Consider the following 25,769-nt stretch of genomic DNA (forward strand, 5'->3'; position numbering starts at 1 on the left):
GCGTCGTGGGTGACGCGCGGAGCACGACCGTGGTGTAGACCTCGCGAGGATTCCGGGCTCAGGCCCTCGTCATCGCCCAGTACTCGCCGTGGCGGGCCAGCAGGTCGTCGTGGGTGCCGCTCTCCACGATGCGGCCCGCCTCCATCACCAGGATCACGTCGGCGTCGCGGATCGTCGAAAGCCGGTGCGCGATGATGAAACTCGTCCGGTCGCGGCGCAGTTCGGCGGTCGCCTGCTGGATCAACACCTCGGTGCGGGTGTCCACCGAGCTGGTGGCCTCGTCGAGGATCAGCAGGTGCGGGCGCGCGAGGATAGCCCGCGCGATCGTGATCAACTGCTTCTCGCCCGCGCTGACGTTGCCGCCGTCGTCGTTGACCCGGGTGGCGTAGCCGTCGGGCAGCGTGTGCACGAACCGGTCGACGTGGGCAGCCGTCGCGGCGGCGATCACCTCGTCCTCGGTCGCGTCGGGCCTGCCGTAGGCGATGTTGTCGTAGATGGTGCCGCCGAACAGCCAGGTGTCTTGCAGCACCATGCCGATCCGGGACCGCACGTCGTGACGGCTCATCGTGGTGATGTCGACGCCGTCGATCAGGATGCGGCCCGAGTCCACCTCGTAGAACCGCATCAGGAGGTTCACCAGCGTCGTCTTGCCCGCACCGGTCGGGCCGACGATCGCCACGGTGCTGCCCGGCTCGGCGACCAGGGACAGGTCCGAGATCACCGGCGTGCCCGGCCGGTAGCCGAAGTGGACGTGCTCGAACTCGACGCGGCCCGCGGCCCGGTCGGGGACCCGGGCGGGCACCGGCGGATCGGGCACCTGCTCGTCGGCGTCGAGCAGGTCGAACACGCGCTCCGCGCTGGCGATCCCGGACTGCATCGTGTTGTACATCGACGCCACCTGCGTCAGCGGCTGATTGAACTGCCGGACGTACTGGATGAAGGCCTGGATGCCGCCGAGGGTGATCTGACCCGTGGCGACCTGCAGGCCGCCGACCACGGCGACGGCCACGTAGCTGATGTTGCCGATGAACGTCGTCACCGGACCCACCAGGCCGGAGAGGAACTGAGCGCCGACGCTCGCCTCGTACACGTCGTCGTTGAGGTCGCGGAACCGGTCTTCGGCGTGCGCCCGGTGCCCGAAGGTCTTGACGACGGTGAACCCGCTGTAGGTCTCCTCGATGTGGGCGTTGAGCCTGCCGGTGTTGCGCCACTGCGCGACGAACAGCTTCTGCGACCGCCGTGCGATGGTGCGGGTCGCCCACAGCGACAGCGGCACGACGACCACGGTGATCCCGGTCAGCAGCGGCGAGATGGTGAGCATCATCGCGAGCACCGCGACGACGGTCAGGATCGACGTCAGGAGTTGGGCGATCGTCATCGACAGCGACGACTGGATGTTGTCGACGTCGTTGGTGACCCGGCTCAGCACCTCGCCGCGCTGCCGGGTGTCGAAGTAGGACAGCGGAAGTCGATGCACCTTGGCCTCGACGTCGGCGCGCATCGCGACCATGGTGCGCTGCACGACGACGTTGAGCAGGCGCGCCTGCAACCAGATCAGCAGGGCGGCAACCAGGTACAGGCCGAGCGCGAGCAGCAGTGTCCGGCCCACGGCATCGAAGTCGACGCCACGGCCTGGCACGACGTCCATGCCGGACAGCAGGTCGGCGAACGTCGTGTCGCCACGGGCCCGCGCTTGCTCGACGGCCTCGGCCTTGCTGAGCCCGGCGGGCAACTCGCGGCCGATCACGCCGTTGAACAGCAGGTCGGTGGCGTGTCCGAGGATGCGCGGCCCGACGACGCCGAGCGCGATGCCGCCGATGCCGAGCAGCAGCACGGTCGCGGTCAGACCACGCTGCGGCACCAGGCGCCGCAGCAGGCGCGTCGCGCTGCCCTTGAAGTCGCGGGTGCGCTCGGCAGGCGGCTCCATCATGGGCCGCAGGGGCCGGGTCACCGGGTCACGCTCTGGGAGTCCGCGAACTCCGCGTATGGCGGACAGTCCTGCAGCAGGGCGGCGTGCGACCCGACGCCGACGACCAAGCCGTCGTCGACGACGACGATCTGGTCGGCCTCGGCGATCGTCGAGATGCGTTGCGACACGACGATCACCGTCGCGCCGGCGGAGACGTCGCGCAGCGCGGCGCGCACCCGCGCGTCGGTGCGCACGTCGAGGGCGGAGAACGCGTCGTCGAACAGGTAGACCGAGGGCCGCCGGATGACCGCCCGCGCGATGGCGATTCGCTGCCGCTGCCCGCCGGACAGGTTGGCGCCGCCCTGGGCGACGGGCATCGCCAGGCCCTCGGGGTGCGCCGAGACGAAGTCGTCGGCCGCTGCGACGCGCAGCGCCTCCCACATCTCCTCGTCGGTCGCGCCGTCCCTGCCGTAGCGCAGGTTGTCGGCGACGGTTCCGGAGAACAGATAGCCGCGCTGGGGCACCAGCCCGATCCCGGACCACAGCACCTCGGTGTCGTACTCCCGGACGTCGACGCCGTCGAACCGCACCGCGCCATCGGTGACGTCGTAGAGCCGGCAGATCAGCGACAGCAGCGTCGACTTGCCCGCTCCCGTCGAGCCGACCACGGCGGTGGTGGTACCAGGCCGTGCGGTGAACGAGACGTCCTGCACCACGGGCTGTTCCGCACCGGGGTGGCGGAACGTCACGCCGTCGAGGACGATCTCGCCGGTGCGCTTCGACGGCGCGCGCGGGTGCTCGGGGCTCGCGATGGCCGCGGGCGTGTCGAGCACCTCGCTGATCCGCTCGGCGCACACCGACGCCCGCGGCAGGATGACGAGCACGAAGGTCACGAGCAGCACCGACATCAGGATCTGCATGAAGTAGGACAGGAAGGCGATCAACGCCCCGACCTGCATCTGACCGGCGTCGATGCGCATGCCGCCGTACCAGATCAACGCGACGCTGGAGACGTTGATCACCAGCGTCGTCACCGGCAGCATCAGCGCCTGCCACCGGCCCACGGTCAGCGCGGTGTCCGAGAGCGCCTGGTTGGCCGCAGCGAACCGGGCCTTCTCGATCGGTTCGCGAGCGAAGGCCCGCACCACCCGCAGCCCCGAGAGCTGCTCGCGCAGAACGCGGTTGATGCCATCGATCAAACCCTGCATCGACCGGAACAGCGGCAGCAGGCGGGACACGATCCAGTAGTTCGACAGAGCCAGGATCGGCACGCTGACGAGCAGCAACCACGACAGCCCCGCATCGAGGTGCAGCGCCATCGCGATGCCGCCGATGCTCATGATCGGCGCGGTGACGAACATCGTGCAGGTCATCTGGACGAGCACCTGGATCTGCTGGACGTCGTTGGTGGTGCGGGTCAGCAGCGACGCGGTGCCGAAGCGTGACGTCTCCTCGGCCGAGAGCCCCGTGACGTGGTGGAAGATCGCCGAGCGCAGATCGCGACCGAAGCCCATGCCTGCGCGCGATCCGAAGAACACCGCCCCGATGGCGCACAGCACCTGCATACCGGTCACGCCCAGCATCAGCAGGCCCAGCTCCACGATGACGCCGGTCTGGCCCTGGGCCACGCCGTCGTCGATGATGGCCGCGTTGATCGTCGGCAGGTAGAGCGACGCCAGCGTGCTGATCACCTGCAGGACGGACACGATGACGAGCAGGCCGCGGTACGGCCGCACGTACCGCCGCAGCAGCGCCCAGAGCATCCCGTAACTGTCGCATACGCTCCGGTTGGGTCCCTGATCGCCCATTTCCAGCGCGAAACGCCGAAAAGTGCTGGTCAATCGGTCCGCTGGTGGTTGCCGATCTGCGCTGCCGCTACAGTTGCGGGCGTGATGGGACGACGGGGCGACCACCAGAACGGGACACGTGGCCGACGCGACGCGAAGGCTCCAGCGGTCAGGCTGGCCGCCGGGATCCTCGCGGTCACCTCGGTGCTCTCGGCGTGCTCGGGCTCCGACGATCCCGCGAGCCCGGACGTGCCGTCGGGCCCCGCACCGGCGGCCGACGTCAAGCACGGGCCGTTCTTCCCGGAGTGCGGCGGGGTCACCGACCAAGCCATGGGCGAACTCACCCAGGTGCCCGGTCTGGTCAACACGGCCAAGACCTCGGTGGGCTGCCAGTGGCTCGCCGGCGGTGGCGTGCTCGGTCCGCACTTCTCGTTCTCGTGGTTCCGCGGCAGCCCCATCGGCCGCGAACGCAAGACCGAGGAACTCTCCAGGACCAGCGTCGAGGACATCAACATCGAAGGACACGACGGCTTCATCGCCCTCAACGACGATCCGACGCTGGGCGTGAGCCTGTGCGAGATCGGCATCCAGTTCGACGACGACTTCATCGAATGGTCGATCAGCTTCGCCCAGAAGCCCTTCCCCGACGCGTGCGAGGTCGCCAAGGAAGTCACCCGCCAGTCGATCGTGAACTCGAAGTGAGCGCCCGCATGCCTCTGCGTCGCATCCTGACGACGATCGGCGCCATGCTCGCGGCGCTGACGGTGCTGCTCGGCGTGCAGGGCTGCACCCGCTCGGTGGAGGGTGCCGCCGTCCGCGCCGGGTCCGGGGAGAACGCGCGCAACGACGACTCCGAGCGTCAGTACCCGAACCTCCTCAAGGAGTGCGACGTCCTGACCCAGGACATCCTCGCCGAGACCGTCGGCGCGGATCCGCTGGACATCCAAAGCACCTTCGTCGGTGCGGTCTGCCGGTGGCAGGCATTGAACCCGTCGGGCCTGATCGACATCACCCGCTTCTGGTTCGAGCAGGGCAGCCTCGACAACGAGCGGTCGGTCGCCGAACAGCTGCAGTATCAGATCGAGAGCCGGTCGGTGGCAGGCGTGCCGTCGATCGTGATGAAGCCCAACGACCCCAACGGTGCGTGCGGCGTCGCCAGTGACGCGGCCGGCGTGGTCGGGTGGTGGGTCAACCCGCAGGCGCCCGGCATCGACGCGTGCGGCATGGCGATCAAGCTGATGGAACTCACGCTCAACACCAACAACTGACCCGACTATCGCGCCACGTGGAAGGCGACCAGTGTCGCCCCGCCCAACTCCAGATCGGCCCACCTGATGTCGGTGTGCAGCACCGCGATCGCCGAGGTGGGGAACTTCGCGGCGATCTCGGCGGCGGCGTCGGGATCACCGCCGGGGCCAGCCAACCCGAGCGCGAGGCTCGACGTCGTGGGTTCGTGGCCGACCACCAGGAGCGTCCGGACGTCGTCTCCGACGCCGTTGATGGCCGCGAGAACGGTTCCCGGCGTGGCGTCGTACAACTCGTCGAGGAATTCGGTCGGCGCCTCGATGCCCGTCTTGGCCAGCGTCTGCCTTGTGCGGGTGGCGGTCGAGCACAGCACGGCCTCGACCTCGGGTGCGTGCGCGCGGATCCACTCCCCGGCCAGCGGCGCCTCGCGGTTGCCGCGGTCGGCCAGCGGCCTGTCGTGGTCGGCGACGCCGTCGGGGTAGCCCGACTTGGCGTGCCGCATCAACAACAGCGTCCGGCTCTGGTTCGTCGCACTCACGATCCCAACCTAGGCCGTCGGCGATAGGCTGCCGCGATGAGCACCGCCCGATCCGACGCCGCGCGGCTGCGCGGATCGTTGGTGGGCGCCACCTCGGCGACGGCCACGGTGGCCGCGCACGGTCTCGGTGGGGCGCCGCTGCCCGCGACGTCGGCGGTCCTGCTGCTGGTGGCGATCTCGGCGATGGTGGGGGCGGTCGCGTCCTCGTCGGCTGACGCCCAGCGGCGTCTGCCCGTGATCGCCTCGTTCCTCGGGGTGGGCCAGTTGATCGGCCACTACACACTGGCGTTCGCCTCCGGGCATCACCACGGCGCGCACTGGTCGACGGAGATGCTCCTCGCGCACGCAGCCGCGGCGCTCCTGGTGGCGGCGTTGATCCACTCGGCGGAACGGTCCTTTGCCGCGGTGACCGCGGCGTTGTGGCGGCTGGTGCTCGTCCTCATGGCGTTGCTTGGCGAGCCGTCGGGCCGTCGCCCTCGCACCGTGTGGTGGGGCCCGGAACTGGCGGACCGGATCCTCGCGGGCTCCGGGCACGTCACCCGCGGACCACCTTCGTTGACTGCCGCCTGAGCGCGGCTTTTCGAATACCGGACACGCGCGCGTCGCGGTCCGGTTCTCCACCGTGCCCGGCACGGAACTCATTCTCGGACAACGAAGGACCCATCATGTCTACCCCTGGATCGACGTCTACTCCACGATCTGAGCCCGAACGGGCTCTCAACCCACCGGCGGTCACCGCAGGACCGTCGCCGAACAGCGGACTCGCCCTGGTTCGGCGGCTGCACTTCTACGCAGGCGTCCTGGTGGCGCCGTTCATCCTGATCGCGGCAATCACCGGCGCCCTGTACGCCGTCGCGCCCACGCTCGAACGCGTCGTCTACCGCGACATCCTGGTCGTCGATCCCGGCGAGCAGGCCCTGCCACTCACCGAGCAGGCGGCAGCCGCACAGGCCGCCCACCCCGGTCTCGCCATGGCGGGCATGCGGCCCGCAGCCGATCCCGGGGACTCGACCCGGGTGCTGTTCGCCGACCCGGCGCTGGGGCCCGATAGGCAGCTGGCCGTGTTCGTCGACCCCTACGCCGGTCGGGTGTTGGGCGCCGAGCCGGTGTGGTTCGGTGACCTGCCACTCAGCACGTGGCTCGACGGCCTGCACCGGCATCTGCAGCTCGGCGAACCGGGGCGGCTCTACAGCGAACTCGCCGCGTCCTGGCTGTGGGTGGTGGCGCTCGGCGGGCTGGCCCTGTGGTGGACCAGGCGCCGGTCGCAGCGCCGCCGCGGCGAGCGTGCACGGCTGCTGACGCCGAGCCCCGGCACCGGACGCAGCCGGACGCTGAATTGGCATGCGACGGTTGGCGTGTGGATCCTGCCCATGTTGCTGTTCCTGTCCGCGACCGGCATCACGTGGTCGACGTACGCAGGTGCCACGGTGTCGGAGGTCCGGGCGCACTTCGCCTGGGAGCGGCCCGCGCTCGTCACGGCGCTCGGGGACTCCGCAACGGGAACCCGCGGCGACGCGCACGACGGACACGCCGGGCACGGCGGGCCGTTGCAGATGACCTCAGCGCCCGTCGACTTGGACGGGGTGGTCGCGGCGGCGGCGTCCGCGGGGGTTCGGCTGCCGCTGGAGCTGACTCTGCCCGCCGAACCGGGCGAGGCCGTCGGGGTGATCGAGGTCGACGAGCCGTATCGGCTGACCACCAACGCGGCAGCCGTCGACCCGGTGACGTTGCGGGTGACCAGCTCGGTCGACTACGCCAACGACTACTCGACGATCGCCAAGCTCGCCGACTGGGGCATCCGGATGCACATGGGGTTCCTGTTCGGCGTGCTCAATCAACTGGTGCTGTTCGTCGTGGCCGTGGGACTGGTCACGGTGATCGTGCGCGGGTATCGGATGTGGTGGCAGCGCAGGCCCACCCGTGCATCGGATCGGCTGGTCGGCCGCCCACCCGCGCGCGGCGCACTGCGCCGCACGCATCCCGGTGTCGTCGCCGCCGTCGTCGTCGTCGCGATCGCGGTGGGGTGGTTCCTGCCGCTGCTGGGCGTCAGCCTGGTGGCGTTCCTGGTGGCCGACGTCGCGATCGGTCGGGTGCAGGCGCTTCGACGCCGGTGATCCGACGCCGCTGAACCGTCGCCGCGTAGGCCGGTCGCCCACATGCCGATCGAGGTCCGTCGACTTGTCGGCGGCCGGCCATACACTCGCCTGGCGTCCCGAGATCACGGGGACTCACGACCAGACGAGAGGGGGCGATGGGATGCGATTCCTGCATACCGCCGACTGGCAACTCGGCATGACCCGCCACTTCCTGAACGACGAGGCGCAACCGCGTTATTCGGCTGCCCGCCGTGACGTCGTCGCCGCCATGGGGCCGATCGCCAAGGAGGTGGGCGCCGAGTTCGTCGTCGTCGCGGGCGACGTGTTCGAGGACAACCACCTCGCACCGCGCGTCATCAGCCAATCGCTGGAGGCCATGCGTCGCATCGAGGTGCCCGTGTACCTGCTGCCCGGCAACCACGATCCGCTCGACGCCGGCTCGGTGTACACCAGCGCCCTGTTCACCGAGGAGCGGCCCGACAACGTGGTGGTGCTGGACCGCGCGGGCGTGCACGAAGTACGGCCCGGTCTCGAGATCGTCGCTGCGCCATGGCGTTCGAAGGCTCCGACCACCGACCTGGTCGGCGACGTCCTCGCCGGCCTGACCGACGACGGCGTGACCCGCATCGTCGTCGGGCACGGCGGAGTCGACGTGTTCCAGGCCGACAGGGACAAGCCGTCCTTCATCCGGCTCGCCGCGGTCGAGGACGCCCTGGCCCGCGGCGCCGTGCACTACGTGGCGCTGGGAGACAAGCACTCTCGGACCAAGGTCGGCGACAGCGGCCGGGTGTGGTACTCCGGGGCGCCGGAAGTCACCAACTACGACCACGTCGAGAGCGATCCCGGCCACGTGCTGGTGGTCGACGTCGACGAATCCGACCCCGCCCGCCGCGTCGAGGTCGAGGCCCGGCGTGTGGGGACGTGGCGCTTCGTCTCGCTGTGCCGAACCGTCGACACCAGCCGCGACGTGACCGATCTCGACCTCAACCTCGACCTGCTCACCGACAAGGACCGCACCGTCGTGCAGGTGGGTCTGAACGGATCGTTGACGGTCACCGACAAGGCGGCGCTCGACGCGTGCCTGGACAAGTACGTGCGCCGCTTCGCCGCACTCTCGCTGTGGGACAGTCAGACCGACATCGTGGTGTTGCCTGCCGACGGCGAGTTCGACGATCTCGGCATCGGCGGGTTCGCCGCGGCCGCCGTCGACGAACTGGTGGCCACGGCCAAGACCGACGGTGAGGAGTCCGACGACGCGCGCGCGGCGCTGGCGTTGTTGCTTCGCCTGGTCGATCGGGGTGCGGCGTGAAACTGCACCGGCTGACACTGCGCAACTACCGCGGCATCGCCTTCCGCGACGTCGAGTTCCCCGACCGCGGCGTCGTCGTGGTGTGCGGCGCCAACGAGATCGGCAAGTCGTCGATGATCGAGGCGCTCGACCTCCTGCTGGAGGCCAAGGACCGCTCCAGCAAGAAGGAGGTGAAGCAGGTCAAGCCCACGCACGTCGACGAGGGCGCCGAGGTCAAGGCCGAGATCTCCACCGGCCCATACCGATTCACCTACTTCAAGCGCTACCACAAGCGTCCGGTCACCGAGTTGACCGTCACCGCACCCGTCCGCGAACAGCTCACGGGTGACGAAGCGCACGAACGGGTGCAGGCCATCCTCAACGAGACCGTCGACGTCCAACTGTGGCAGGCCCAGCGGGTGCTGCAGACGTCGTCGACGTCACCGGTCGACCTCTCGGGCTGCGATGCGCTGTCCCGGGCGCTCGACGTGGCGGCAGGTCAAGCGGTGACGCTGTCGGGAAGCGAACCGCTGCTCATCGATCGCATCGACGAGGAGTTCCGGCGCTACTTCACCCAGACCGGCAAGCCGACGGGGGAGTGGGCCGCAGCGATCAAGCGCCGTCAGGCCGCCGCAGCGGCGGTCGCCGAATGTCGTTCGGCAGTAGCCGAGATCGAGGAGGCGGTGGGGAGGCACGACGTCCTCACCGCCGAACTCGCCGAACTCGATGCGGAGCGGTCCGTGGTCGGGCCCCGCCTCGAGGCCGCACGCGCTGCCGCCGACACCGTCAGCAAGGTCGCCGAACGCTTGACCCAGGCGAAGGTCGTCGCGGACGCCGCACGGTCGACACAGGTCGCGGCCACGGCCGCGCTCACCGAACGTCGCAGGCTCCGAACGGAACTCGAGCAGGAGACCTCCGGTGTCGAGACGCTCGCAGCCGCGTTGGCCCAGGCGACGCTCGAGGAGACCGAGGCACGTGAGGCGCACGCCGAGGCCACCGCCGCGATGCTGGCGGCGACCGCCGACGCCGAGGCCTGGCAGGCGAAGGTCGACGCGGCACGCACCGTGGTCGAGCAGATCGCCAGGCACGACGAGGCAGGCCGGATCGCGCTGCGACTGAGCAAGATCGACGCCGCCGACGCGCGCCTGCGCGACGTCGAGGCCATGCTCGCCGAGATTCCGCTCACCGACAAGACGATGCGTCTGGTCGAGGCGGCGTCGGCCGCGGTCGACGTGGCTGCGGCCGCGGCGGAAGCGGCATCGGCACGCATCGAACTCGTTGCGACGGAATCCATGTCGGTCACCGTCGCGGGCGAGGTCGTGACCCTCGACGCGGGTGCGGTGTGGTCGACCAGTGCGACCGCACCGACCGACGTCGAAATGCCCGGACTGCTGACCGTGCGGGTGGTGCCCGGCACGCCGGCCGCCCACACCGGCGACGAGTTGGACACCAAGGCGCGGGTCCTCGCGCAGGTGCTGCACGACGTGGGTGTCGCCGACGTCGAGGCCGCGCGTGCCCTCGACGAGCGGCGGCGCGATCTGACGGCGACCCGCCAGCAGCTGCGCGCCACGCGTGACGCGCAGGCCGCCGACGACGACGTCGACGCGCTGCGGCGCAGGCTCGCGGCCCTGCGAACCGACCTGCCCGCTGACCGCCCCGACGCCGACGCCGCGCGCACCGAACTCGAGACCGCGGCGGCCGCGCACCGGCAGGCACTCACCACCTGCGCCGCACTGCGCGACGCGGCGTCGGCAGCATCGACGCTCGTCAACGAGAAGGCCTCGGCCGCAACGGTTCTGCGCAGCAGGATCGACGCCGGCCAGGAGCGCGCGCAGAAGCTCGCCGAGCGGCTGGAGCAGGGGCGGGCGTCGATCACCGACGACGATCTCGTGCTGCGAGCCGATGCCGCCGCCGAACGGCTCGGCGATGCTGCCACCAGGGTCGAGGCGCTGCAGATCGAACTCGACGGCGCCCAGCCCGCCGTGGTCGCGGCCGAACTGACCGAAGCGAATGCGCTCGCAGACCGCCTGGGCCGCCGCCACCGCGACGTCGCCGCGCAGTTGGTCGCCACCACGGCGCAGCTCGGCGTCTACGGCACCGAGGGCCGCCACGGTCGGCTCGACGCCGCCGAGATGGAGTGCGCGCACGCCGAGGCCGACTGGGCGCGGCTGCGGCGGCGGGCGAACGCCGTCATGCTGCTGCGGTCGACGATGACGCGCCACCGCGACGACGCGCGGCAGCGTTACGTGGACCCGTTCCGCGTCGAGGTGGAACGACTGGGCCGCATCGTGTTCGGCCCCGACTTCGAGGTCGGCATCGACGCCGAGCTGCGCATCCAGACCCGGACACTCGACGGCTGCACGGTGCCGTACGACTCCCTGTCCGGCGGTGCGAAGGAACAGCTCGGCATCGTGGCGCGGTTGGCGGGCGCGGCGCTGGTCGCGAAGGAGGACGGCGTGCCGGTCGTCATCGACGACGCACTCGGGTTCACCGACTCGAATCGCCTGGTCAAGATGGCGGAGGTCTTCGACGCCGTGGGCGGTGACGGTCAGGTGATCGTGCTGACGTGCAGCCCGGAGCGGTACGCCGGGGTCATCGGGGCGCAGCGCATCGAGCTGACCTCGGCGGTTTGACTGAAAAGCGCAGCGACGCCTCCTACACTCACGCGACGTGAAGGCTGATTACGTCGTCGTGGGAACTGGGTCAGCCGGATCGGTCGTGGCCAACCGGCTCAGCGCCGTCCCGGGCGTGCGGGTGGCCGTCGTCGAGGCGGGGCCGCCCGACAAGGACAAGTTCGTCCACATCCCCGCGGCGTTCTCCAAGCTGTTCCGCGGACCGCTGGACTGGAACTACCTGACCGAACCGCAGAAGGAACTCGACGGTCGGCAGATCTACTGGCCCCGGGGCAAGGTCTTCGGTGGGTCGTCCTCGATGAACGCGATGATGTGGGTGCGCGGTTTCGCGGCCGACTACGACGAGTGGGCGCAGCATGCCGGCCCAGAGTGGTCGTGGGCCAAGCTCGTCGGCTACTACGACCGCATCGAGCGGGGACCACTGCACGTCTCCGATCAGCGCAGCCCGCGCAGCGCGACCGCGGCGTGGCTCGCGGCCGCCGGGGAATGCGGCTTCACCGTCGATTCGACCGATGACGAAACCCCCGACGGGTTTCGCCAGACGCGGGTCACGCAACGCCGCGGCGCGCGGTGGAGTGCTGCCGACGCCTATCTCAAGCCTGCGATGCGCAACCCGAACCTCAAGGTGTTCGCCGAATCCGTCGTCACGCGCGTCCTGTTCGACGGCAGGCGCGCCGTCGGCGTCGAGTTCGACTCCGGCGGCAAGCGCGAGGTGGTCGAGGCCCGCCGAGAGGTGGTGCTGTGCGGTGGCGCCGTCAACACTCCGCAACTCCTCATGCTCTCGGGCATCGGAGACCGGGATCGGCTCGCGGAGTTCGGCATCGACACCGTTGCGCACTCGCCGGGGGTGGGGCAGAACCTGCTCGACCACCTCGTGGTGCCGGTGGGTTTCGAGGTGGAGCGCGACTCGCTGCAGACCGCGGAGAAGCCGCTCGAGCTGATCGCCTACCTGCTGCGCAGGCGCGGCATGCTGACGTCCAACGTCGGCGAGGCGTACGGCTTCGTCCGCAGCGAGCCCGGGCTCGACCTGCCCGACCTCGAGCTGATCTTCGCTCCGGCACCGTTCTTCGACGAGGGCATCGGCGAGCCGCACCAGAGTCACGCGATCGTCATGGGCCCAATCCTGGTCAAGCCCAAGAGCACTGGCACCGTCACCCTTGCCTCCGCAGACCCGCTGATCAAGCCGCTCGTCGACCCCGGGTACCTGACCGACCCTGACGGCGCCGACCGGCGCGCGCTGATGGCGGGCCTGCGGATGACGGCCCAGATCGCCGAGGCGCCGTCGATGCGCGGCCTGCTCGGGGCCATCCTGCGACCCAGCGGGGCGACCGACCTGTCCGACGAGACCCTCGAGCGCGCGCTGAACACGTGCTCGCACACCCTCTATCACCCCGTCGGTACCTGCCGGATGGGTACCGACGCCGACAGCGTGGTCGACCCGCAGTTGCGGGTGCGCGGCGTCGACGGGCTACGAATCGCCGATGCGTCGGTGATGCCGACGATCATCCGCGGCCACACCCACGCGCCGTCGGTGCTGATCGGCGAGAAGGCGTCGGACCTGATCAAGTCCGCGTCGACCTGAGCGAACGCCTCAGAAGTAGGCGTTCGCGGGCAGCGGCGTGCCGTGCAGCAGGTGCTCGCCGATGGCCCGCGCCTTGTAGCCCACCGGGTTGTGCAGCGTGATGGTCCTGATGTTGCGCCAGTGCCTGTCCAGGTTGCGCTGCCTGCTGGCCGCGCTGGCACCGCCCAGTTCGAGCAGCCGGGTGGCGGCCTGGGGTGCCACGTCGTCGAGGTGCACCTTGACCTTCGCCGCGCGCAGCTGCGCCTCCGCAGCGAGGCCCGCGTCGGGCACGCCGTCGACCTCCGAGGCGGTGGCCGCAGCGATGGCTTCGGCAGCGTCGAGGACCACGGCCCGCGCGATCGATGCGGTGGAGGCGAGTTCGCCCAGCTGACGCTGCAGCAGCGGGTCGTCGGCGGGCCGCTCGGCAACGGCATGGCTGAAGCTGCGGTCAGGCGAGCGCAGCAGTGCGATCCCGTCGTCGACGACGTTCGCCAGGATCCCGGCGACGACGGCATGGATGAACAACTGCAGCGACGCGTACTGCACCGTCGGGACGGGCTCGGCGTCGTACGGGGAGTCCGACAACACCTCGTCGGCCGACACGGCAACGCCGGTGAACGTGGTGGTGCCCGTGCCGGTGCGGCGTTGACCGAAACCGTCCCAGTCGTCGACCAGCTGCACGCCCGCGCGATCGGCGGGCACCACCACGGTCGCGACCGAGTCGTGGTCGGTGGTGGCCGTGACCGTCAGGTAGTCGGAGAACAGGGTGCCGGTGCTGTAGAACTTCTGACCGTCGAGCCGGAAGCCGCCGGAGCCGTCGGGCAGCAGCCGCGTGTTGAACACCAGGCTGCCGACGGCGTTGCTGCCCTTCTCACTGAACGCGTTGCCGAACACCCGGCCCGCGGCGACCTCGGCCAGCCACTGCCGTGAGCCCTCGGACTCCCGTTCCAATCCCCGGTCGCTGCGCTCCTGCCCTCCGAGGGTACGCAACCGCTCCTCGACGAACCAGAAGTGCGTCCGAAAGATGTGCGCGACGATCGGATCCGCGCGCGCCACGTCGATCACGGCCGAGAAGAGTTGCGGCACGGTCAATCCCGCACCGCCGAGCGCCTCGGGCAGCCGAAGCGTGCCGAAACCGGCGCGCTTGAGTGCGGTGACCTGATCGAACGGGTTCTGGTCCTCCAGATCTCGGTTCTTGGCCCCCGAGCCGATGTCGGCCAGCAGGGTGGTCCACTCGTTCGATCCCGGCAGGATTCTGTTCACGCCTTCGACGGTTGTCATGAGCACCGTTGTACCGACGGGCTGCCGCGCCGGGCACGGCTTTGAATCACCGGGAACCGAAGCGCACACCGCGAGGGGCACAATGAAGTGCGATGACCGGGCAAGTGCGATGACGATGAACGCCAAGCGCAGGCGCGCGCACGACAAGCTCGCCGCGCTGCCTGGCGTCCGCTCGGTCCGCAGGCCGATCGGCGACGGACGCGAGTTCGACCTCTTCTACGTGCGCACCGGGCCTCCGTCCGAGCATCCGCTGCTCGTCGTTCCCGGCGGCCCCGGTGCCGCGTCGGTGGCGTTGTACCGGGGCACGAGACGGCGCTTCGCCGAGGCGGGTCTGGACGTCATCATGGTGGAGCACCGGGGTGTCGGGCTGTCTCGGCACGACGACGCGGGTGCCGACCTGCCGCCCGGGTCACTCGTGATCGACGCGGTGGTCGACGACCTCGCCGCGGTCCTCGACGACGCGGGGGTGTCGTCCGCCGTCGTCTACGGCACCTCGTACGGCACGTATCTCGCTGCCGGGCTCGGTGTCCGCCATCCCGAACGGGTGCACGCGATGGTGCTCGACTCCCCGCTGCTGTCGGCCGACGACATCGACGAGGTGCGCGCCGCCACCCGACGCGCGCTGTGGGACGGCGACGACCTGGACACCTCCGAGCTGGCCGCGAAGATGCGCCGACTGGTCGCCGACGGCGTGCTGACGCCCGCCGCCACCCAGATGGCGGCGGGGCTGTACGGCTACGCCGGTCCCGCCATCCTCCGGCGGCAGCTCGACTTGCTGCTCACCGGACACGACTGGCTGTGGGGTGCAGTCGGTCTCGGCACGAAGTTCGTCTTCGAGCGCAAGACGCCCTACCACCACGAACCCGACCTCGTCGGCAGGATCGGCTATCGCGAGCTGAATTACGGGGCGGTGCCGGACGGCTCGCCGCTGGACCCGGCGGTTGCGCTGCGCGACATGGCCGTCGGCGATCCCGACTTCGTCGCCGAGCCCTACGACCTGATCGCCGCGATGCCGGGATTCACCTGGCCCACCGTCGTCGTCGCGGGCGGTCGCGACCTGACCACGCCACCGTCGATCGCGGCCCGCATCGCCTCGCTGATTCCGGATGCCGTGCTGGTGGAGCTGCCCACTGCGGGGCACAGCGTGCTCGACGCCAAGGAGCGGGCCGCACTCGAGATCGCCGCGGCCGTCGTCGGGGGCAGTGCCGGCGATCTACCCGGGCGCGCAGCGGAACTCGACGCCGCGCCGTCGCCCATCGGGTTCCGCCTGCTGGTGTGGGGCCTCGGCGCCGCTGCTGCTGCCGAGTCGGTGGTGCCACCAGTCGTGCAGCGGGCCGTCCGCAGCGTCACTACTTCATGAAGCCGATCGCGGTGTAGTCGACGTCGGCCAGCCCCGCTGCGCCGAAGTTCGCGAGATTGGACCGCACTGCGACGTTTCCGGGCGATTGGGTCAACGGCAGGCTGAAGCCTTCGGCCCAGATCAGCTCGTCGAGTTCGTTGGCCAGGACGCGGGCCTTGGCCGGGTCGAGTTCCTCGAGCGTCTGCTCGATCTTCGCGTCGATCTCCGGGCTGCCGATCTTGCCGAAGTTGCTCTCCCCGGTGGACAGGTAGATCTGGGTCAGTCCGGAGAGCGGGAAGGCGTCGGCGACCCAGCTGAACTGGCCCAGGTCGAAGTTGCCGACGGTGATGTACTGGCTGAAGAATCCGTTGCCGCCCTTGGCCTGTAGGTCGAGTTTCACCCCGATCTGCGCCAGGTTGTTCTGTGCGATCTGCGCGACCTGCCGGGTGCTGGCCGCGTCGTAGAAGATGTCCCGAATGACGAGCTGCTTGCCGTCCTTCTCGCGGAACTGGCCGTTCATGGTCCAGCCCAGTGCGTCGAGTTCACGCTTGGCTGCCTCGGGGTCGAACGCGACGACACCGCTGTTGTCCTGGTAGCCCTCCTGACCCGCAACGTAGACGTGATTGTTGAGCGGCACCGGGTTGTCGACCAGGCCACGCTGGGTGACGCTGGCGATCGTCTGCCGGTCGATGCCCTTCGAGATGGCGACGCGCAGCGCCTTGTCGGCCAGGATCGACCCCGGCGCGCCGTTCATCGTGAAGTGGTACCAGCCCAGACCGGGCGCCCGGCGGATCGAGATGCCCGCCGTCCGGCGGGCGATCTCCAGCTCGTCGAGGCTGGCCAAGCCGGTCGCGTCCAGCGCGTTGCTCTGCAGTGCCGGGATGCGGGCGGCGTCATCGAGCACCGAGTAGGTGATGGTGTCCAGGCGCGGGGTGGCGCCCCACCACTTGGGGTTGCGGGTCAACGTGATTCGCTGCGCGGTCCGGTCGATGTTGGTGATCTCGAACGGCCCCGCCGACGGGCCGGGCTGGCTCAGCTGCGCCTTGTTGAACGCCTCGGGGGTGGCGGTCACGCTCTTGGGCAGCAGCATCGTGTTGCCCGCGAGCATGCCGCGCCACTCGGAGTACGGCTTGGCGAACGTCATGACCGCCTGGCGGTCGTCGACGCCGCGGGTGACCGAGGCGACGCGCTCGCTGCCGTTCGGGCTGGCGATCGCGAACTCCTTGTTCTTGCCGCTGGTGGCGTCGATCTGGGACTTGATGTCCTCCCACGTGATCGGCGCGCCGTCGCTCCAGGTCGCCTTGGGATTGATCGTGTAGGTGACCACCTGCGGATCGGTGCTCGTGAGTTCGACGTTGGTGAAGTAGTCCTGGTTGACCGTCGCGGTGCCGTCGGGAGCGATGCGGAACGCCCGCGGCATCGTCGCGCGCATCATCGCCCCGGCGTCGGCCACGTTGCCGTCGATGTGCAGGGTGTTGAAGTTCTCCGGGAAGCCCGACAGAGCCAGGCGCAGCGCCCCGCCCTCCTGCAGGCTGGTCGGGTCCTGCGGGTTCATGTCGCTGGTGCTGCCGACCTCGGCGTCGCCGCCAGCCGGGGGTGGCGTCTGATCGCCGCTGGAGCAGGCCGTGAGGGTCAATCCCGCCACCACGAGGAGGCTGGCGATGCGTCGGAACGTCATGCCGACCGACTTTAGTGGTCTGCTACCTATTACCTCCGGAAGCCCGCGCCTGTCCGTACCCTGAAACCCCCAGCCCGCGGCCTCGCGAGCCGTCTCGGAGAGGGTGCGCAGTGGACCAGGGCACCGGGGTGTTCGTCACCGACGGCGGCATCGAGACCGACTTGATCTTCCGCCGCGGCGTGGACCTGCCCCACTTCGCGGCCTTCGTGCTGCTGGACACGGCCGAGGGCCGGTCGGCGCTGCGCGACTACTACGCGGGATATGCCGCCATCGCGTCGGCCAGTGGGCGCCCGCTGCTGCTGGAGAGCCCCACCTGGCGCGCCAACCCGGACTGGGGCCGACTCCTCGGCTACGACGCCCGCGATCTCGAGCGGGTGAACTCGGCGGCAATCGAGTTCATGGCCGACCTGCGCCGCGACCACGTCGACGCAGTCGGAGTCATCCGCATCAGCGGGAGCATCGGGCCGCGTCACGACGGGTACGCCGCGTCCTCGGAACCGCATCCGGACACCGCGTTCGACTATCACCGCCCGCAAGTGGCCGCGTTCGCCGACGGTGCTGCCGACCTGGCCACCGCCTACACCATCACTCACGTCGGTGAGGCCATCGGCATCGTGCGCGCCGCCCGAGCCGAACGGGTGCCGATCGCGGTGTCGTTCACGGTCGACGCCGACGGACGTCTGCTGAGTGGCATCGGCTTGGCGGAGGCGATCACGGCGGTAGACGAGGCCGCACCGCCGGACTACTTCCTGGTCAACTGCGCGCATCCGAGCCACATCGCAATCGCGATCGGGCCCGAGCCGGCCGAGTGGAACCGCCGCATTGCCGGCATACGCGCGAACGCCTCGACCGCAGGCCACGCGGAGCTGGACGCTGCCATCGAACGCGACGACGGCACGCCAGGCGAATTCGCCACGGCCCAAGCCGATCTCCTTGACCGGCTCCCGGACCTGTCCATCCTGGGCGGCTGCTGCGGTACCGACGAGCGCCACGTCGACGCGATGGTGCGCGAGATCGCGCGTCGCGCGGGGGAGTCATGAGCACCGCTCGAGCCACCGTCGCGATCGACGACCCACGCATCAGAGTCACCACGTGGACGTTCGACCAGGCGGGCGACGCCACCGGGCCGCACCGGCACGAGTACGACTACGTCGTCATACCCGTCACCGGCGGGACGTTCACCGTCACGGACGCCGACGGCAGCACCCGGCAGATGACGCAACGCGCAGGGTCGCCGTACCAAGGCGCCGCAGGCACCGACCACGACGTCGCGAGTTCCTCGGACGCCACCGCGATCTTCGTCGAAGTGGAACTCAAGGGCTGACCGGCCGGACGCCGGCTACACCGTGGGCACTGCGGCCAGCAGCCGCCGGGTGTACTCGTCCTGCGGGTCGGCGAATACGCTCTCGGCGCTGCCCGCCTCGACGACGACGCCGCGGTGCATCACCGCCACCTGGTCGGCGAGATGCTTGACCACCGACAGGTCGTGCGACACGAACAGATAGGACAGGCCGAACCGAAGCTGCAGATCGAGCAGCAGGTTGATGACCCCCGCCTGGATCGACACGTCGAGCGCCGACACCGGCTCGTCGAGCGCAAGGATCTTCGGCTGCAGCGCCAACGCCCGCGCGATGCCGATCCGCTGCTTCTGACCGCCGGAGAACTCGGCGGGGTAGCGGCCGGCGTCCTCGCGCCTCATCCCCACCAGGGTCAGCAGCTCGGCGACCCGTTCGTCGATGCGGGACGTGTCGAAACCGTTGGCGGACAACGGCTCCGACAGCACCTCGAATACCGGTAGCCGCGGATCGAGTGACGCCACCGGATCCTGGAACACCACCTGGAGGTCGCCGCGCAAGTCGCGGCGGCCCCGCCGGTCCAGCGCCGCCACGTCGCGACCGAGCACCTCGATCGAACCGCCCTGGGGCGGCGTCAGTTCGAGGACCTGGTGCAGCGTGGTGGACTTGCCCGAGCCGGATTCGCCGACGATGCCCAGCGTGTGGCCCTGCCGCAGCTCGAAGCTGACGCCGTCGACCGCGCGCACCTCGCCGATCCGGCGCCGGAACAAAACGCCCTTGGTCAGGTCGTAGGTCTTGACCAGGTCGCGCACCCGAAGCACCACGGGCGCGTCGGGATCCCGCGCGGCATCGGGAGGTGCGGTCGACACGCCGTACACGTCGGCAGCCGAGCGCCCCTTGACGTGCTCGACGCGAATGCACGCCGCTGCGTGGTCGGGGCCGACCGGCAGCAGGGCCGGTTCCTCGGCCAGGCAGTCGTCGATCGCCAGCGGACACCGGGGCGCGAACGGGCATCCCGGCGGCAGCGCCTCCATCGTCGGCGGGGCGCCGGGGATCGGGACCAGGCGCGCGCCCTGCGGCGCGTCGAGGCGCGGCACCGACCCGAGCAGTCCCACGGTGTAGGGCATCACGCGGTCGGCGACGATGACGTCGACGGACGCCGTCTCCACCGTGCGGCCTGCGTACATGACCATCGCGCGGTCGGCGAACTCGTTCACCACGCCGAGGTCGTGGGTGATGATCAGCACGCCCGCACCGGTGACGTCGCGCGCGGTTCGCAGCACGTCGAGGATCTGTGCCTGCACGGTGACGTCCAGCGCGGTGGTCGGCTCGTCGCAGATGATCAGGTCCGGGTCGTTGGCGATCGCGATCGCGATGACCACGCGCTGCCTCTCACCGCCGGACAGTTCGTGCGGGAACGCCCTTGCGCGCCGGTCGGGTTGGTTGATGCCGACGAGTTCGAGCAGCTCGACGGCTCGCGTCTTCGCCGCCGCGCGGCCGAGGTCGCGCTGATGCACGCGCAGGGCCTCGGCGATCTGGTCACCCACCGTGTACACCGGCGTGAGCGCCGACATCGGGTCCTGGAACACCGTGCCGATCGTGCGGCCGCGGACGCGGGACATCCCTGCGTCGTCGAGACCGATCAGCTCCTCGCCGTGCAGCCGGACCGAACCCGTCACGTCGGCGTACTCCGGAAGCAGGCCCACCACGGCCATTGCGGTTGCGGACTTTCCCGCGCCGGATTCGCCGACCAGTGCGACGACCTCCCGCGGTCGGACGTCGAACGACATGCCGCGTACCGCGGCCACCTCGGCGGTGTCGGTGGGGAAGGTGACGGTCAGGTCGGTCACCGAGAGCAGTTCCGTCACTTGCGCCGCCCTCTGCTCTTCGCGCAAGCGCTCATCGCCGCCGCCGAAGCGTCCGCGCACCCGGATCCAGCGCATCACGCAGCCCGTCGCCGATCACGTTGGCGCACACGACGATGAGGACCAGCACCCCGGCCGGGAACAGGAACAGCCACGGGAACGTCAACGCCGACGCCGTCCCGTCGCTGATCAACGTGCCCAGGGAGACGTCCGGCGGCTGGATGCCGAATCCCAGGAAGCTCAACCCGGTCTCGGCGAGGATCGCCACGCCGACGTTGAGCGCGGTGTCGATGATGAGGATCGACGCCACGTTCGGCAGCACGTGGCGCACGATGATCTTCCGGTTCGACACGCCCATGTACCGGGCGGCCGTGACGAATTCGCGCTCGCGCAGACTCATCGTCAGCCCGCGCACGATGCGGGCGCTGATCATCCAGCTGAACGCCGCGAGCAGCAGGATCAGCCAGATCACCGTGTCGGCACCCCTGGTGCGCGGGGTGATGATCAGGATCAGGATGAAGCTCGGGATGACCAACAGCAGATCCACCACCCACATGAGGGCGCGGTCGCGCCAGCCGCCGAAGTAACCGGCAATGGCCCCCACGGTGGCGGCGATGACGGTCGAGACGAAGGCGACGCAGACACCGATCAGTAGCGACTTCTGCATGCCGCGCAGCGTCTGGGCGAGCACGTCCTGGCCGAGCGCGTTGGTACCGAACCAGTGGCTGGGGCTCGGCGGCTGCTGCAGGGCGAAGTAGTCCAGGTCGGTGTACTTCCACGGCAGCAGCGGGGGCAGCGCGTAGCAGCCGACGAACAGCACCATCAGGACCACCAGCGCGGCGACCGCGAGCCGGCTGCGCAGGAAGCGGCGCAGCGTCAGCGTGCGACGGGATGCGAAGGCGCTCTCGGTGGTCACGAAACCCTCACCCTCGGATCGAGTGCGGCGTAGATGACGTCGGACAGCAGCCCGGCGAGCAGCACGGTGGCGCCGGTGAACAGCGTGATGGCGGCGACGATGTTGGTGTCCTGGTTCGCGATTCCCTGCACGGCCCACTCGCCCATGCCGTGCCAGCCGAAGATCTTCTCCACGAACACCGCCCCGGTGACGAGTCCTCCGACGCTGTAGGCGAACAGCGTCGCCATCGGAATCAGGGCCGTGCGCAACCCGTGCCGCAGCAGGGCCTGCCGCCGGGTCAGTCCCTTGGCCCGCGCGGTGCGGATGAAGTCCTGACCCAGCACGTCGAGCATCGCGTTGCGCTGGTATCTGCTGTATCCCGCGATCGCGAACAGTGCCAGCGTCAACGTCGGCAGCACCAGGTGTTGCAACCGGTCGACGACGCCGTTCCAGAACCCGGGCGCCGTCGTCGTCGACGTCTCGCCGATGTACTGGAACAGCTCGAATCCGAGCGCGGAGTTGACGGTGTTGGCGGGCAGCATGAGCAGCGGGGCGAGCACGAACGTCGGGGTGCTGATCAACAGCAGCGACACGATCGTGATGACCCGGTCCGACACCCGGTATTGCCGCACCGCGCCCCACGCGCCCACGACGACGCCGATCAACGTGCCGAGCACCGACCCGATGATCACCAGCCGCAGGCTGACCCCGATGCGCCGACCGAGTTCGTCGGCCACGGGCTGGCCAGTGATCGTGGTCCCGAAGTCACCGCGGACGGCGTGGGTCACCCAGGTGGCGTACCGCTGCACCACCGGATCGTTGAGGTGCAGCGCGTCCGCGCGGGCATCGATGACCGCCTGCGGCGGGCGGGGGTTGCGGCTCTCCAAGCTCTCGAGCGGATTGAACGCCCACGCGGTGAGACAGAACGTCAGGAAGGACGCCAGAACCAAGAGCACCGCGTAGTTGAACAGGCGGCGAGCGAGGAACCGCGTCACGTCGCGCTCTCGGCTACCCGCATTCGGACAGGGTAGGAGATAGCTGGCGATGCGGCTGCGAACGGCCCTCGCGACCCGGCGTTTCGCCCCGCCCGAGGGGGAGCCAACTCGTGGCGAGGGCACAGCGTTCGTCCAGTTTCAGCGCGTTCACTCGGAGGTGCAGTCGCACCCCGCAGGGCGGACGTGCGGCGGGATCACGACGACCGGGAAACACCATGACGAACCGCAACGGCAAATACCAGTTCCTCGCAGCGATCATCGGGGCAGGCGCGGTGGTGACCATCGGCGCGCTCAGCGCCACCGTCACCGCGCCGACCGATCACACCGATCTGGCCAAGAGCACGACGATGTCGATCGGCGCCACCAGCACCGAGACCACGCCACCCACCGCACCGGCGGTCGCGGTCGCGAAGCCCGTGATGAAGGGCCCTGCGCCGTTGCCATCGGTGGAGGAGGCGGCCAAGTAGCGGCGCGCACACTCGCGTTTCACGATCGATCACCGTGGTTACACGACCCGTGAAGGGTCCATGGCGGCCCCTTTGTGTCCCCACGAAGTCGAATAGATCGATTTGGAGAGATCCACGTGAAGACCAAGGTGAAGTTGTTGACCGCAACCGTCGGGACCGGCGCGCTACTGACGATGGGTGGCGTCACGATCGCCACCAGCGCCGCCGAGGAACCCGCTCCAGTGCCGCCGGGCCCGGTGTCGCCGAGCATCACTACCTCAGAGGTGACGACCGGTGAGACCAGCACCGAGGCGACCGCACCGCCGGTGCCCGAGACGAGTGTTGCCGAGCCGCCCGTGACCGCGACCACGCCGTCGGGCTTCGCCGAACCGCACTAGTCGCGCTGCGTCACAGCTGACGCATAGGTTCGGCACAGGTTCGGCCCATCGCCGTGGCGAATACTGGTAGTCATGACCACCGCGCAGGACAACGGCTCCGGCCGCGTCGTCATGCGGCGCGCTGACGGCAGCCCCATCAACGTCCTGGTGGTGGACGACGAACCGGTGCTCGCCGAACTCGTGTCGATGGCCCTGCGCTACGAGGGCTGGGACATCACCACCGCCGGTGACGGCGCATCGGCGATCGCGGCGGCACGCCAGACGCCGCCGGACGTGGTGGTCCTCGACGTCATGCTGCCGGACATGAGCGGGCTCGACGTCTTGCACGAGTTGCGCAATCAGATACCGGGGCTGCCGCTGCTGCTGCTGACCGCGAAGGACTCCGTCGAGGACCGCATCGCCGGACTCACCGCGGGCGGCGACGACTACGTGACGAAGCCGTTCAGCATCGAAGAGGTGGTGCTGCGGCTGCGCGCGCTGCTGCGGCGCACCGGTGTCGCCGACGAATCCGGTGGCGCGCAGATCGTCGTCGGCGACCTGGTCCTCGACGAGGACAGCCACGAGGTAACCCGTGGTGGTGAGCCGATCTCGTTGACCGCCACGGAGTTCGAGTTGCTGCGGTTCATGATGCGCAACGCCAAACGAGTATTGAGCAAGGCCCAGATCCTCGACCGGGTGTGGAGCTATGACTTCGGCGGCCGATCCAACATCGTCGAGCTGTACGTCAGCTATCTGCGCAAGAAGATCGACAGCGGACGCGAGCCGATGATCCACACCCTGCGGGGGGCCGGGTATGTCCTCAAGCCCGCCCGCTAGCGGCGGGCCGGGGACCCGCGTCTTCTCGCCGCGCACCTGGTCGCTGCGAGTCCGGCTGCTCGTCACGCAGATCGTGCTGCTCGCCACGGTCTGCGCCGCCATCGGCGTCGCCACGGAGTTCGCCTTGCAGCGCTTCCTGATGCACCAGCTCGACGAGCAGGTGCTCGAAGCGGGCAGGCGGTCGACGGCGATCTTCGACATGCCGCTTCCGCCGGGAGTCTTCGGACGCGGTGGGGGACGGGAATTCGACGCACCCGGGCCACCCGGGCCACCTGGGCCACCCGGACCGCCCGGGTCGATCGCGCCGCCGGAACCACCGCGCATCGTGCTCTTCCCGGCTCCGCCCGACTTCCCCTTGCGGCAGCGGTTCGATCCAGAGACCGGGCCCGGTCCAGGCTTCCTCAACGCGCCGGGTCAGGCTGCCCGCACGGTCGGCGCGGTCGTCGGGCGCGACGGTGAGGTCGATGCCGGGGTCATCACCTCCGACGGTGGCCGGTCGGCTGTCAGCGCGGCGGCCACCGGACAACTCGGCGCGGTGCCGCCCGACCGCCAACCGGAAACCGTCGACCTCGACGGGCTGGGCCGTTACCGCGTCATCGGCATGCAGTCCCGCCACGGCGGCCAGACGATCGTCACGGGGTTGCCTACGGCGGTGGTCGACGACACCCTGCTGTGGGTGCTCGGCATGTTCTGCGTCGTGGCGATCACCGCGCTCCTGGCCGCCACGATCGCCGGAATCCTGGTCATCAGAAGGCAACTCGCACCGCTGTCGCGGGTCTCGGCTGCTGCGCGCGCGGTCGCCGACCTCGAACTGGACCGCGGTGAAGTGAGCCTCCCGACGCCCATCGTGCGCGTCGACCCGGCGGGCGCGCACACCGAGATCGGTCAGCTCGGCTCGTCGCTCAACCGCATGCTCGACCGGATCTCGGGAGCGCTGTCGGCGCGGCACGCGAGCGAGACCAGGGTCCGCCAGTTCGTCGCCGACGCCAGCCACGAGTTGCGCACGCCGCTGGCCGCGATCCGCGGCTATACCGAACTGGCGCAACGCAAACGCGCGGAGCTGCCCGACGACGTCGCCCACGCGATGAGCCGCGTGGAATCCGAGACGCATCGCATGACCCAGCTCGTCGAGGACATGCTGCTGCTGGCCCGCCTCGATGCGGGCCGCGGACTGATCCGCGAGGGCGTGGACCTCTCGCGGCTCGTCGTGGACGCGGTCAGCGACGCGCACGTCGCGGGCCCGGACCACGCCTGGTCGCTCCACCTGCCGGAGGATCCGGTGGTCGTGGTCGGCGACGAGGCCCGGCTGCACCAGGTGCTGGCGAATCTGTTGGCCAACGCCAGGACCCACACCCCGGCGGGCACCACCGTCACGACGTCGCTGGCGCCTGGGCCCGGCAGCGTGGTGCTGACGGTGGCCGACGACGGACCGGGCATCCCCCCGGCGCTGCGGCCCGAGGTCTTCGAGCGGTTCGCCCGCGGCGACTCGTCGCGCTCGCGGCGCGACGGCGGCACCGGTCTCGGTCTGGCGATCGTCGCCGCCGTCGTCAAGGCCCACGACGGCACGATCGACGTCCACAGCGCACGCGGCGACACCCGGTTCGTCGTGACGTTGCCCGACGGTTCACAGCCCAGCCACAGCTCGGACCAATCGGACGCCTAGCGCCGCGCCCGAGAATCGAACGGGTGATCGCTGTACTGCCG

At 69.8% G+C, this 25,769-nt stretch carries 22 protein-coding genes; 14 read left to right on the forward strand and 8 right to left on the reverse strand.

From position 1 onward, the window contains the following. Positions 1-58 precede the first annotated feature (58 nt). Both G6N61_RS27520 and G6N61_RS27525 read right to left on the reverse strand, forming a co-directional pair. Positions 59-1,930: an ABC transporter ATP-binding protein gene (locus G6N61_RS27520; protein ID WP_163925143.1), complete on the reverse strand. Its 1,872-nt coding sequence runs from the start codon at positions 1,928-1,930 to the stop codon at positions 59-61. A 17-nt stretch (positions 1,931-1,947) separates the two neighbouring features. Further along, positions 1,948-3,672: an ABC transporter ATP-binding protein gene (locus tag G6N61_RS27525; protein ID WP_163923969.1), complete on the reverse strand. Its 1,725-nt coding sequence runs from the start codon at positions 3,670-3,672 to the stop codon at positions 1,948-1,950. A 129-nt stretch (positions 3,673-3,801) separates the two neighbouring features. Between G6N61_RS27525 and G6N61_RS27530 the strand changes: the two genes are divergently transcribed. Both G6N61_RS27530 and G6N61_RS27535 read left to right on the forward strand, forming a co-directional pair. Next, on the forward strand, positions 3,802-4,398 hold the full coding sequence (locus tag G6N61_RS27530) for a DUF3558 domain-containing protein (RefSeq protein ID WP_163925144.1): 597 nt from the start codon (positions 3,802-3,804) through the stop codon (positions 4,396-4,398). Positions 4,399-4,406: 8 nt separating this feature from the next. Then, positions 4,407-4,964 carry a DUF3558 domain-containing protein gene (locus tag G6N61_RS27535; RefSeq protein WP_163923971.1) on the forward strand — a complete coding sequence of 186 codons (558 nt, stop codon included), beginning with the start codon at positions 4,407-4,409 and terminating at the stop codon, positions 4,962-4,964. Positions 4,965-4,969: 5 nt separating this feature from the next. Here G6N61_RS27535 and G6N61_RS27540 read toward each other — a convergent pair whose 3' ends face one another. Further along, the gene (locus G6N61_RS27540; RefSeq protein ID WP_163925145.1) at positions 4,970-5,443 is read right to left on the reverse strand and encodes a SixA phosphatase family protein; all 474 of its coding nucleotides are present in this window, start codon (positions 5,441-5,443) and stop codon (positions 4,970-4,972) included. Between the two features lie 72 nt (positions 5,444-5,515). Here G6N61_RS27540 and G6N61_RS27545 point away from each other — a divergent pair, with 72 nt between their 5' ends. The 5 genes from G6N61_RS27545 to G6N61_RS27565 all read left to right on the forward strand — a co-directional run bounded on the left by G6N61_RS27545 (position 5,516) and on the right by G6N61_RS27565 (position 13,078). After that, entirely contained in the window at positions 5,516-6,049 is a 534-nt protein-coding gene (locus G6N61_RS27545; protein ID WP_163923973.1) for a hypothetical protein, read from the forward strand. A gap of 95 nt (positions 6,050-6,144) precedes the next feature. Beyond that, positions 6,145-7,593, forward strand: a complete 1,449-nt coding sequence (locus G6N61_RS27550) for a PepSY-associated TM helix domain-containing protein (RefSeq protein WP_163923975.1) — start codon at positions 6,145-6,147, stop codon at positions 7,591-7,593. 142 nt (positions 7,594-7,735) lie between these two features. Further along, positions 7,736-8,884: a metallophosphoesterase family protein gene (locus G6N61_RS27555; RefSeq protein ID WP_163923977.1), complete on the forward strand. Its 1,149-nt coding sequence runs from the start codon at positions 7,736-7,738 to the stop codon at positions 8,882-8,884. Beyond that, a complete protein-coding gene (locus G6N61_RS27560) occupies positions 8,881-11,496 on the forward strand; it encodes an AAA family ATPase (RefSeq protein WP_163923979.1) in 2,616 nt (871 codons plus the stop codon). Before G6N61_RS27555 ends, G6N61_RS27560 begins: the two co-directional genes overlap by 4 nt. 37 nt (positions 11,497-11,533) lie before the next feature. Next, a complete protein-coding gene (locus G6N61_RS27565; protein WP_163923981.1) occupies positions 11,534-13,078 on the forward strand; it encodes a GMC family oxidoreductase in 1,545 nt (514 codons plus the stop codon). A gap of 9 nt (positions 13,079-13,087) precedes the next feature. On the opposite strand, the gene G6N61_RS27570 is transcribed toward G6N61_RS27565, so the two are convergent. Then, entirely contained in the window at positions 13,088-14,338 is a 1,251-nt protein-coding gene (locus tag G6N61_RS27570) for an acyl-CoA dehydrogenase family protein (protein ID WP_163923983.1), read from the reverse strand. Between the two features lie 109 nt (positions 14,339-14,447). On the opposite strand from G6N61_RS27570, the gene G6N61_RS27575 reads away from it, so the two are divergent. Beyond that, on the forward strand, positions 14,448-15,698 hold the full coding sequence (locus G6N61_RS27575) for an alpha/beta fold hydrolase (RefSeq protein WP_163923985.1): 1,251 nt from the start codon (positions 14,448-14,450) through the stop codon (positions 15,696-15,698). On the opposite strand, the gene G6N61_RS27580 is transcribed toward G6N61_RS27575, so the two are convergent. Further along, positions 15,688-17,355 carry an oligopeptide ABC transporter substrate-binding protein OppA gene (locus G6N61_RS27580; RefSeq protein WP_163923987.1) on the reverse strand — a complete coding sequence of 556 codons (1,668 nt, stop codon included), beginning with the start codon at positions 17,353-17,355 and terminating at the stop codon, positions 15,688-15,690. The genes G6N61_RS27575 and G6N61_RS27580 overlap by 11 nt on opposite strands. Before the next feature lie 110 nt (positions 17,356-17,465). Between G6N61_RS27580 and G6N61_RS27585 the strand changes: the two genes are divergently transcribed. Together G6N61_RS27585 and G6N61_RS27590 are read left to right on the forward strand one after the other, a co-directional pair. Then, a complete protein-coding gene (locus G6N61_RS27585) occupies positions 17,466-18,395 on the forward strand; it encodes a homocysteine S-methyltransferase family protein (RefSeq protein WP_163923989.1) in 930 nt (309 codons plus the stop codon). Further along, on the forward strand, positions 18,392-18,679 hold the full coding sequence (locus tag G6N61_RS27590; protein ID WP_163923991.1) for a cupin domain-containing protein: 288 nt from the start codon (positions 18,392-18,394) through the stop codon (positions 18,677-18,679). The genes G6N61_RS27585 and G6N61_RS27590 overlap by 4 nt, the downstream gene beginning before the upstream one ends. 15 nt (positions 18,680-18,694) lie before the next feature. On the opposite strand, the gene G6N61_RS27595 is transcribed toward G6N61_RS27590, so the two are convergent. Genes G6N61_RS27595 through G6N61_RS27605 form a run of 3 tightly spaced genes read right to left on the reverse strand, consistent with a single transcriptional unit; the run spans position 18,695 to position 22,405 of the window. Next, on the reverse strand, positions 18,695-20,518 hold the full coding sequence (locus tag G6N61_RS27595; RefSeq protein WP_179973535.1) for an oligopeptide ABC transporter ATP-binding protein OppD: 1,824 nt from the start codon (positions 20,516-20,518) through the stop codon (positions 18,695-18,697). 31 nt (positions 20,519-20,549) lie between these two features. Further along, complete coding sequence (locus G6N61_RS27600) at positions 20,550-21,431, reverse strand: oligopeptide ABC transporter permease OppC (protein WP_163923992.1); 882 nt, start codon at positions 21,429-21,431, stop codon at positions 20,550-20,552. Further along, positions 21,428-22,405: an oligopeptide ABC transporter permease OppB gene (locus tag G6N61_RS27605; protein ID WP_163923994.1), complete on the reverse strand. Its 978-nt coding sequence runs from the start codon at positions 22,403-22,405 to the stop codon at positions 21,428-21,430. The genes G6N61_RS27600 and G6N61_RS27605 overlap by 4 nt, the downstream gene beginning before the upstream one ends. Before the next feature lie 215 nt (positions 22,406-22,620). Between G6N61_RS27605 and G6N61_RS27610 the strand changes: the two genes are divergently transcribed. The 4 genes from G6N61_RS27610 to G6N61_RS27625 all read left to right on the forward strand — a co-directional run bounded on the left by G6N61_RS27610 (position 22,621) and on the right by G6N61_RS27625 (position 25,728). Continuing rightward, the gene (locus G6N61_RS27610) at positions 22,621-22,872 is read left to right on the forward strand and encodes a hypothetical protein (RefSeq protein WP_163923996.1); all 252 of its coding nucleotides are present in this window, start codon (positions 22,621-22,623) and stop codon (positions 22,870-22,872) included. Positions 22,873-22,988: 116 nt separating this feature from the next. Beyond that, positions 22,989-23,249, forward strand: coding sequence for a hypothetical protein (locus G6N61_RS27615; RefSeq protein WP_163923998.1), 261 nt, complete (start codon positions 22,989-22,991; stop codon positions 23,247-23,249). Positions 23,250-23,360: 111 nt separating this feature from the next. Next, entirely contained in the window at positions 23,361-24,065 is a 705-nt protein-coding gene (locus G6N61_RS27620; RefSeq protein WP_163925147.1) for a response regulator transcription factor, read from the forward strand. Continuing rightward, positions 24,043-25,728 carry a sensor histidine kinase gene (locus G6N61_RS27625; protein ID WP_163924000.1) on the forward strand — a complete coding sequence of 562 codons (1,686 nt, stop codon included), beginning with the start codon at positions 24,043-24,045 and terminating at the stop codon, positions 25,726-25,728. The genes G6N61_RS27620 and G6N61_RS27625 overlap by 23 nt, the downstream gene beginning before the upstream one ends. Positions 25,729-25,769 lie beyond the last annotated feature (41 nt).

Origin of the sequence: Mycolicibacterium arabiense (genome assembly GCF_010731815.2) — a bacterium.
GTDB classification, from domain to species: Bacteria; Actinomycetota; Actinomycetes; order Mycobacteriales; family Mycobacteriaceae; genus Mycobacterium; species Mycobacterium arabiense.

What these genes read in the sequence shown, in the direction of transcription:
- G6N61_RS27520 (WP_163925143.1), bottom strand. Translation starts at nt 1,930, where the DNA reads ATGATGGAGCCGCCTGCCGAGCGCACCCGCGACTTCAAGGGCAGCGCG.
- G6N61_RS27525 (WP_163923969.1), bottom strand. Translation starts at nt 3,672, where the DNA reads ATGCTCTGGGCGCTGCTGCGGCGGTACGTGCGGCCGTACCGCGGCCTG.
- G6N61_RS27530 (WP_163925144.1), top strand. Translation starts at nt 3,802, where the DNA reads ATGGGACGACGGGGCGACCACCAGAACGGGACACGTGGCCGACGCGAC.
- G6N61_RS27535 (WP_163923971.1), top strand. Translation starts at nt 4,407, where the DNA reads ATGCCTCTGCGTCGCATCCTGACGACGATCGGCGCCATGCTCGCGGCG.
- G6N61_RS27540 (WP_163925145.1), bottom strand. Translation starts at nt 5,443, where the DNA reads ATGCGGCACGCCAAGTCGGGCTACCCCGACGGCGTCGCCGACCACGAC.
- G6N61_RS27545 (WP_163923973.1), top strand. Translation starts at nt 5,516, where the DNA reads ATGAGCACCGCCCGATCCGACGCCGCGCGGCTGCGCGGATCGTTGGTG.
- G6N61_RS27550 (WP_163923975.1), top strand. Translation starts at nt 6,145, where the DNA reads ATGTCTACCCCTGGATCGACGTCTACTCCACGATCTGAGCCCGAACGG.
- G6N61_RS27555 (WP_163923977.1), top strand. Translation starts at nt 7,736, where the DNA reads ATGCGATTCCTGCATACCGCCGACTGGCAACTCGGCATGACCCGCCAC.
- G6N61_RS27570 (WP_163923983.1), bottom strand. Translation starts at nt 14,338, where the DNA reads ATGACAACCGTCGAAGGCGTGAACAGAATCCTGCCGGGATCGAACGAG.
- G6N61_RS27575 (WP_163923985.1), top strand. Translation starts at nt 14,448, where the DNA reads ATGACGATGAACGCCAAGCGCAGGCGCGCGCACGACAAGCTCGCCGCG.
- G6N61_RS27580 (WP_163923987.1), bottom strand. Translation starts at nt 17,355, where the DNA reads ATGACGTTCCGACGCATCGCCAGCCTCCTCGTGGTGGCGGGATTGACC.
- G6N61_RS27590 (WP_163923991.1), top strand. Translation starts at nt 18,392, where the DNA reads ATGAGCACCGCTCGAGCCACCGTCGCGATCGACGACCCACGCATCAGA.
- G6N61_RS27610 (WP_163923996.1), top strand. Translation starts at nt 22,621, where the DNA reads ATGACGAACCGCAACGGCAAATACCAGTTCCTCGCAGCGATCATCGGG.
- G6N61_RS27620 (WP_163925147.1), top strand. Translation starts at nt 23,361, where the DNA reads ATGCGGCGCGCTGACGGCAGCCCCATCAACGTCCTGGTGGTGGACGAC.
- G6N61_RS27625 (WP_163924000.1), top strand. Translation starts at nt 24,043, where the DNA reads ATGTCCTCAAGCCCGCCCGCTAGCGGCGGGCCGGGGACCCGCGTCTTC.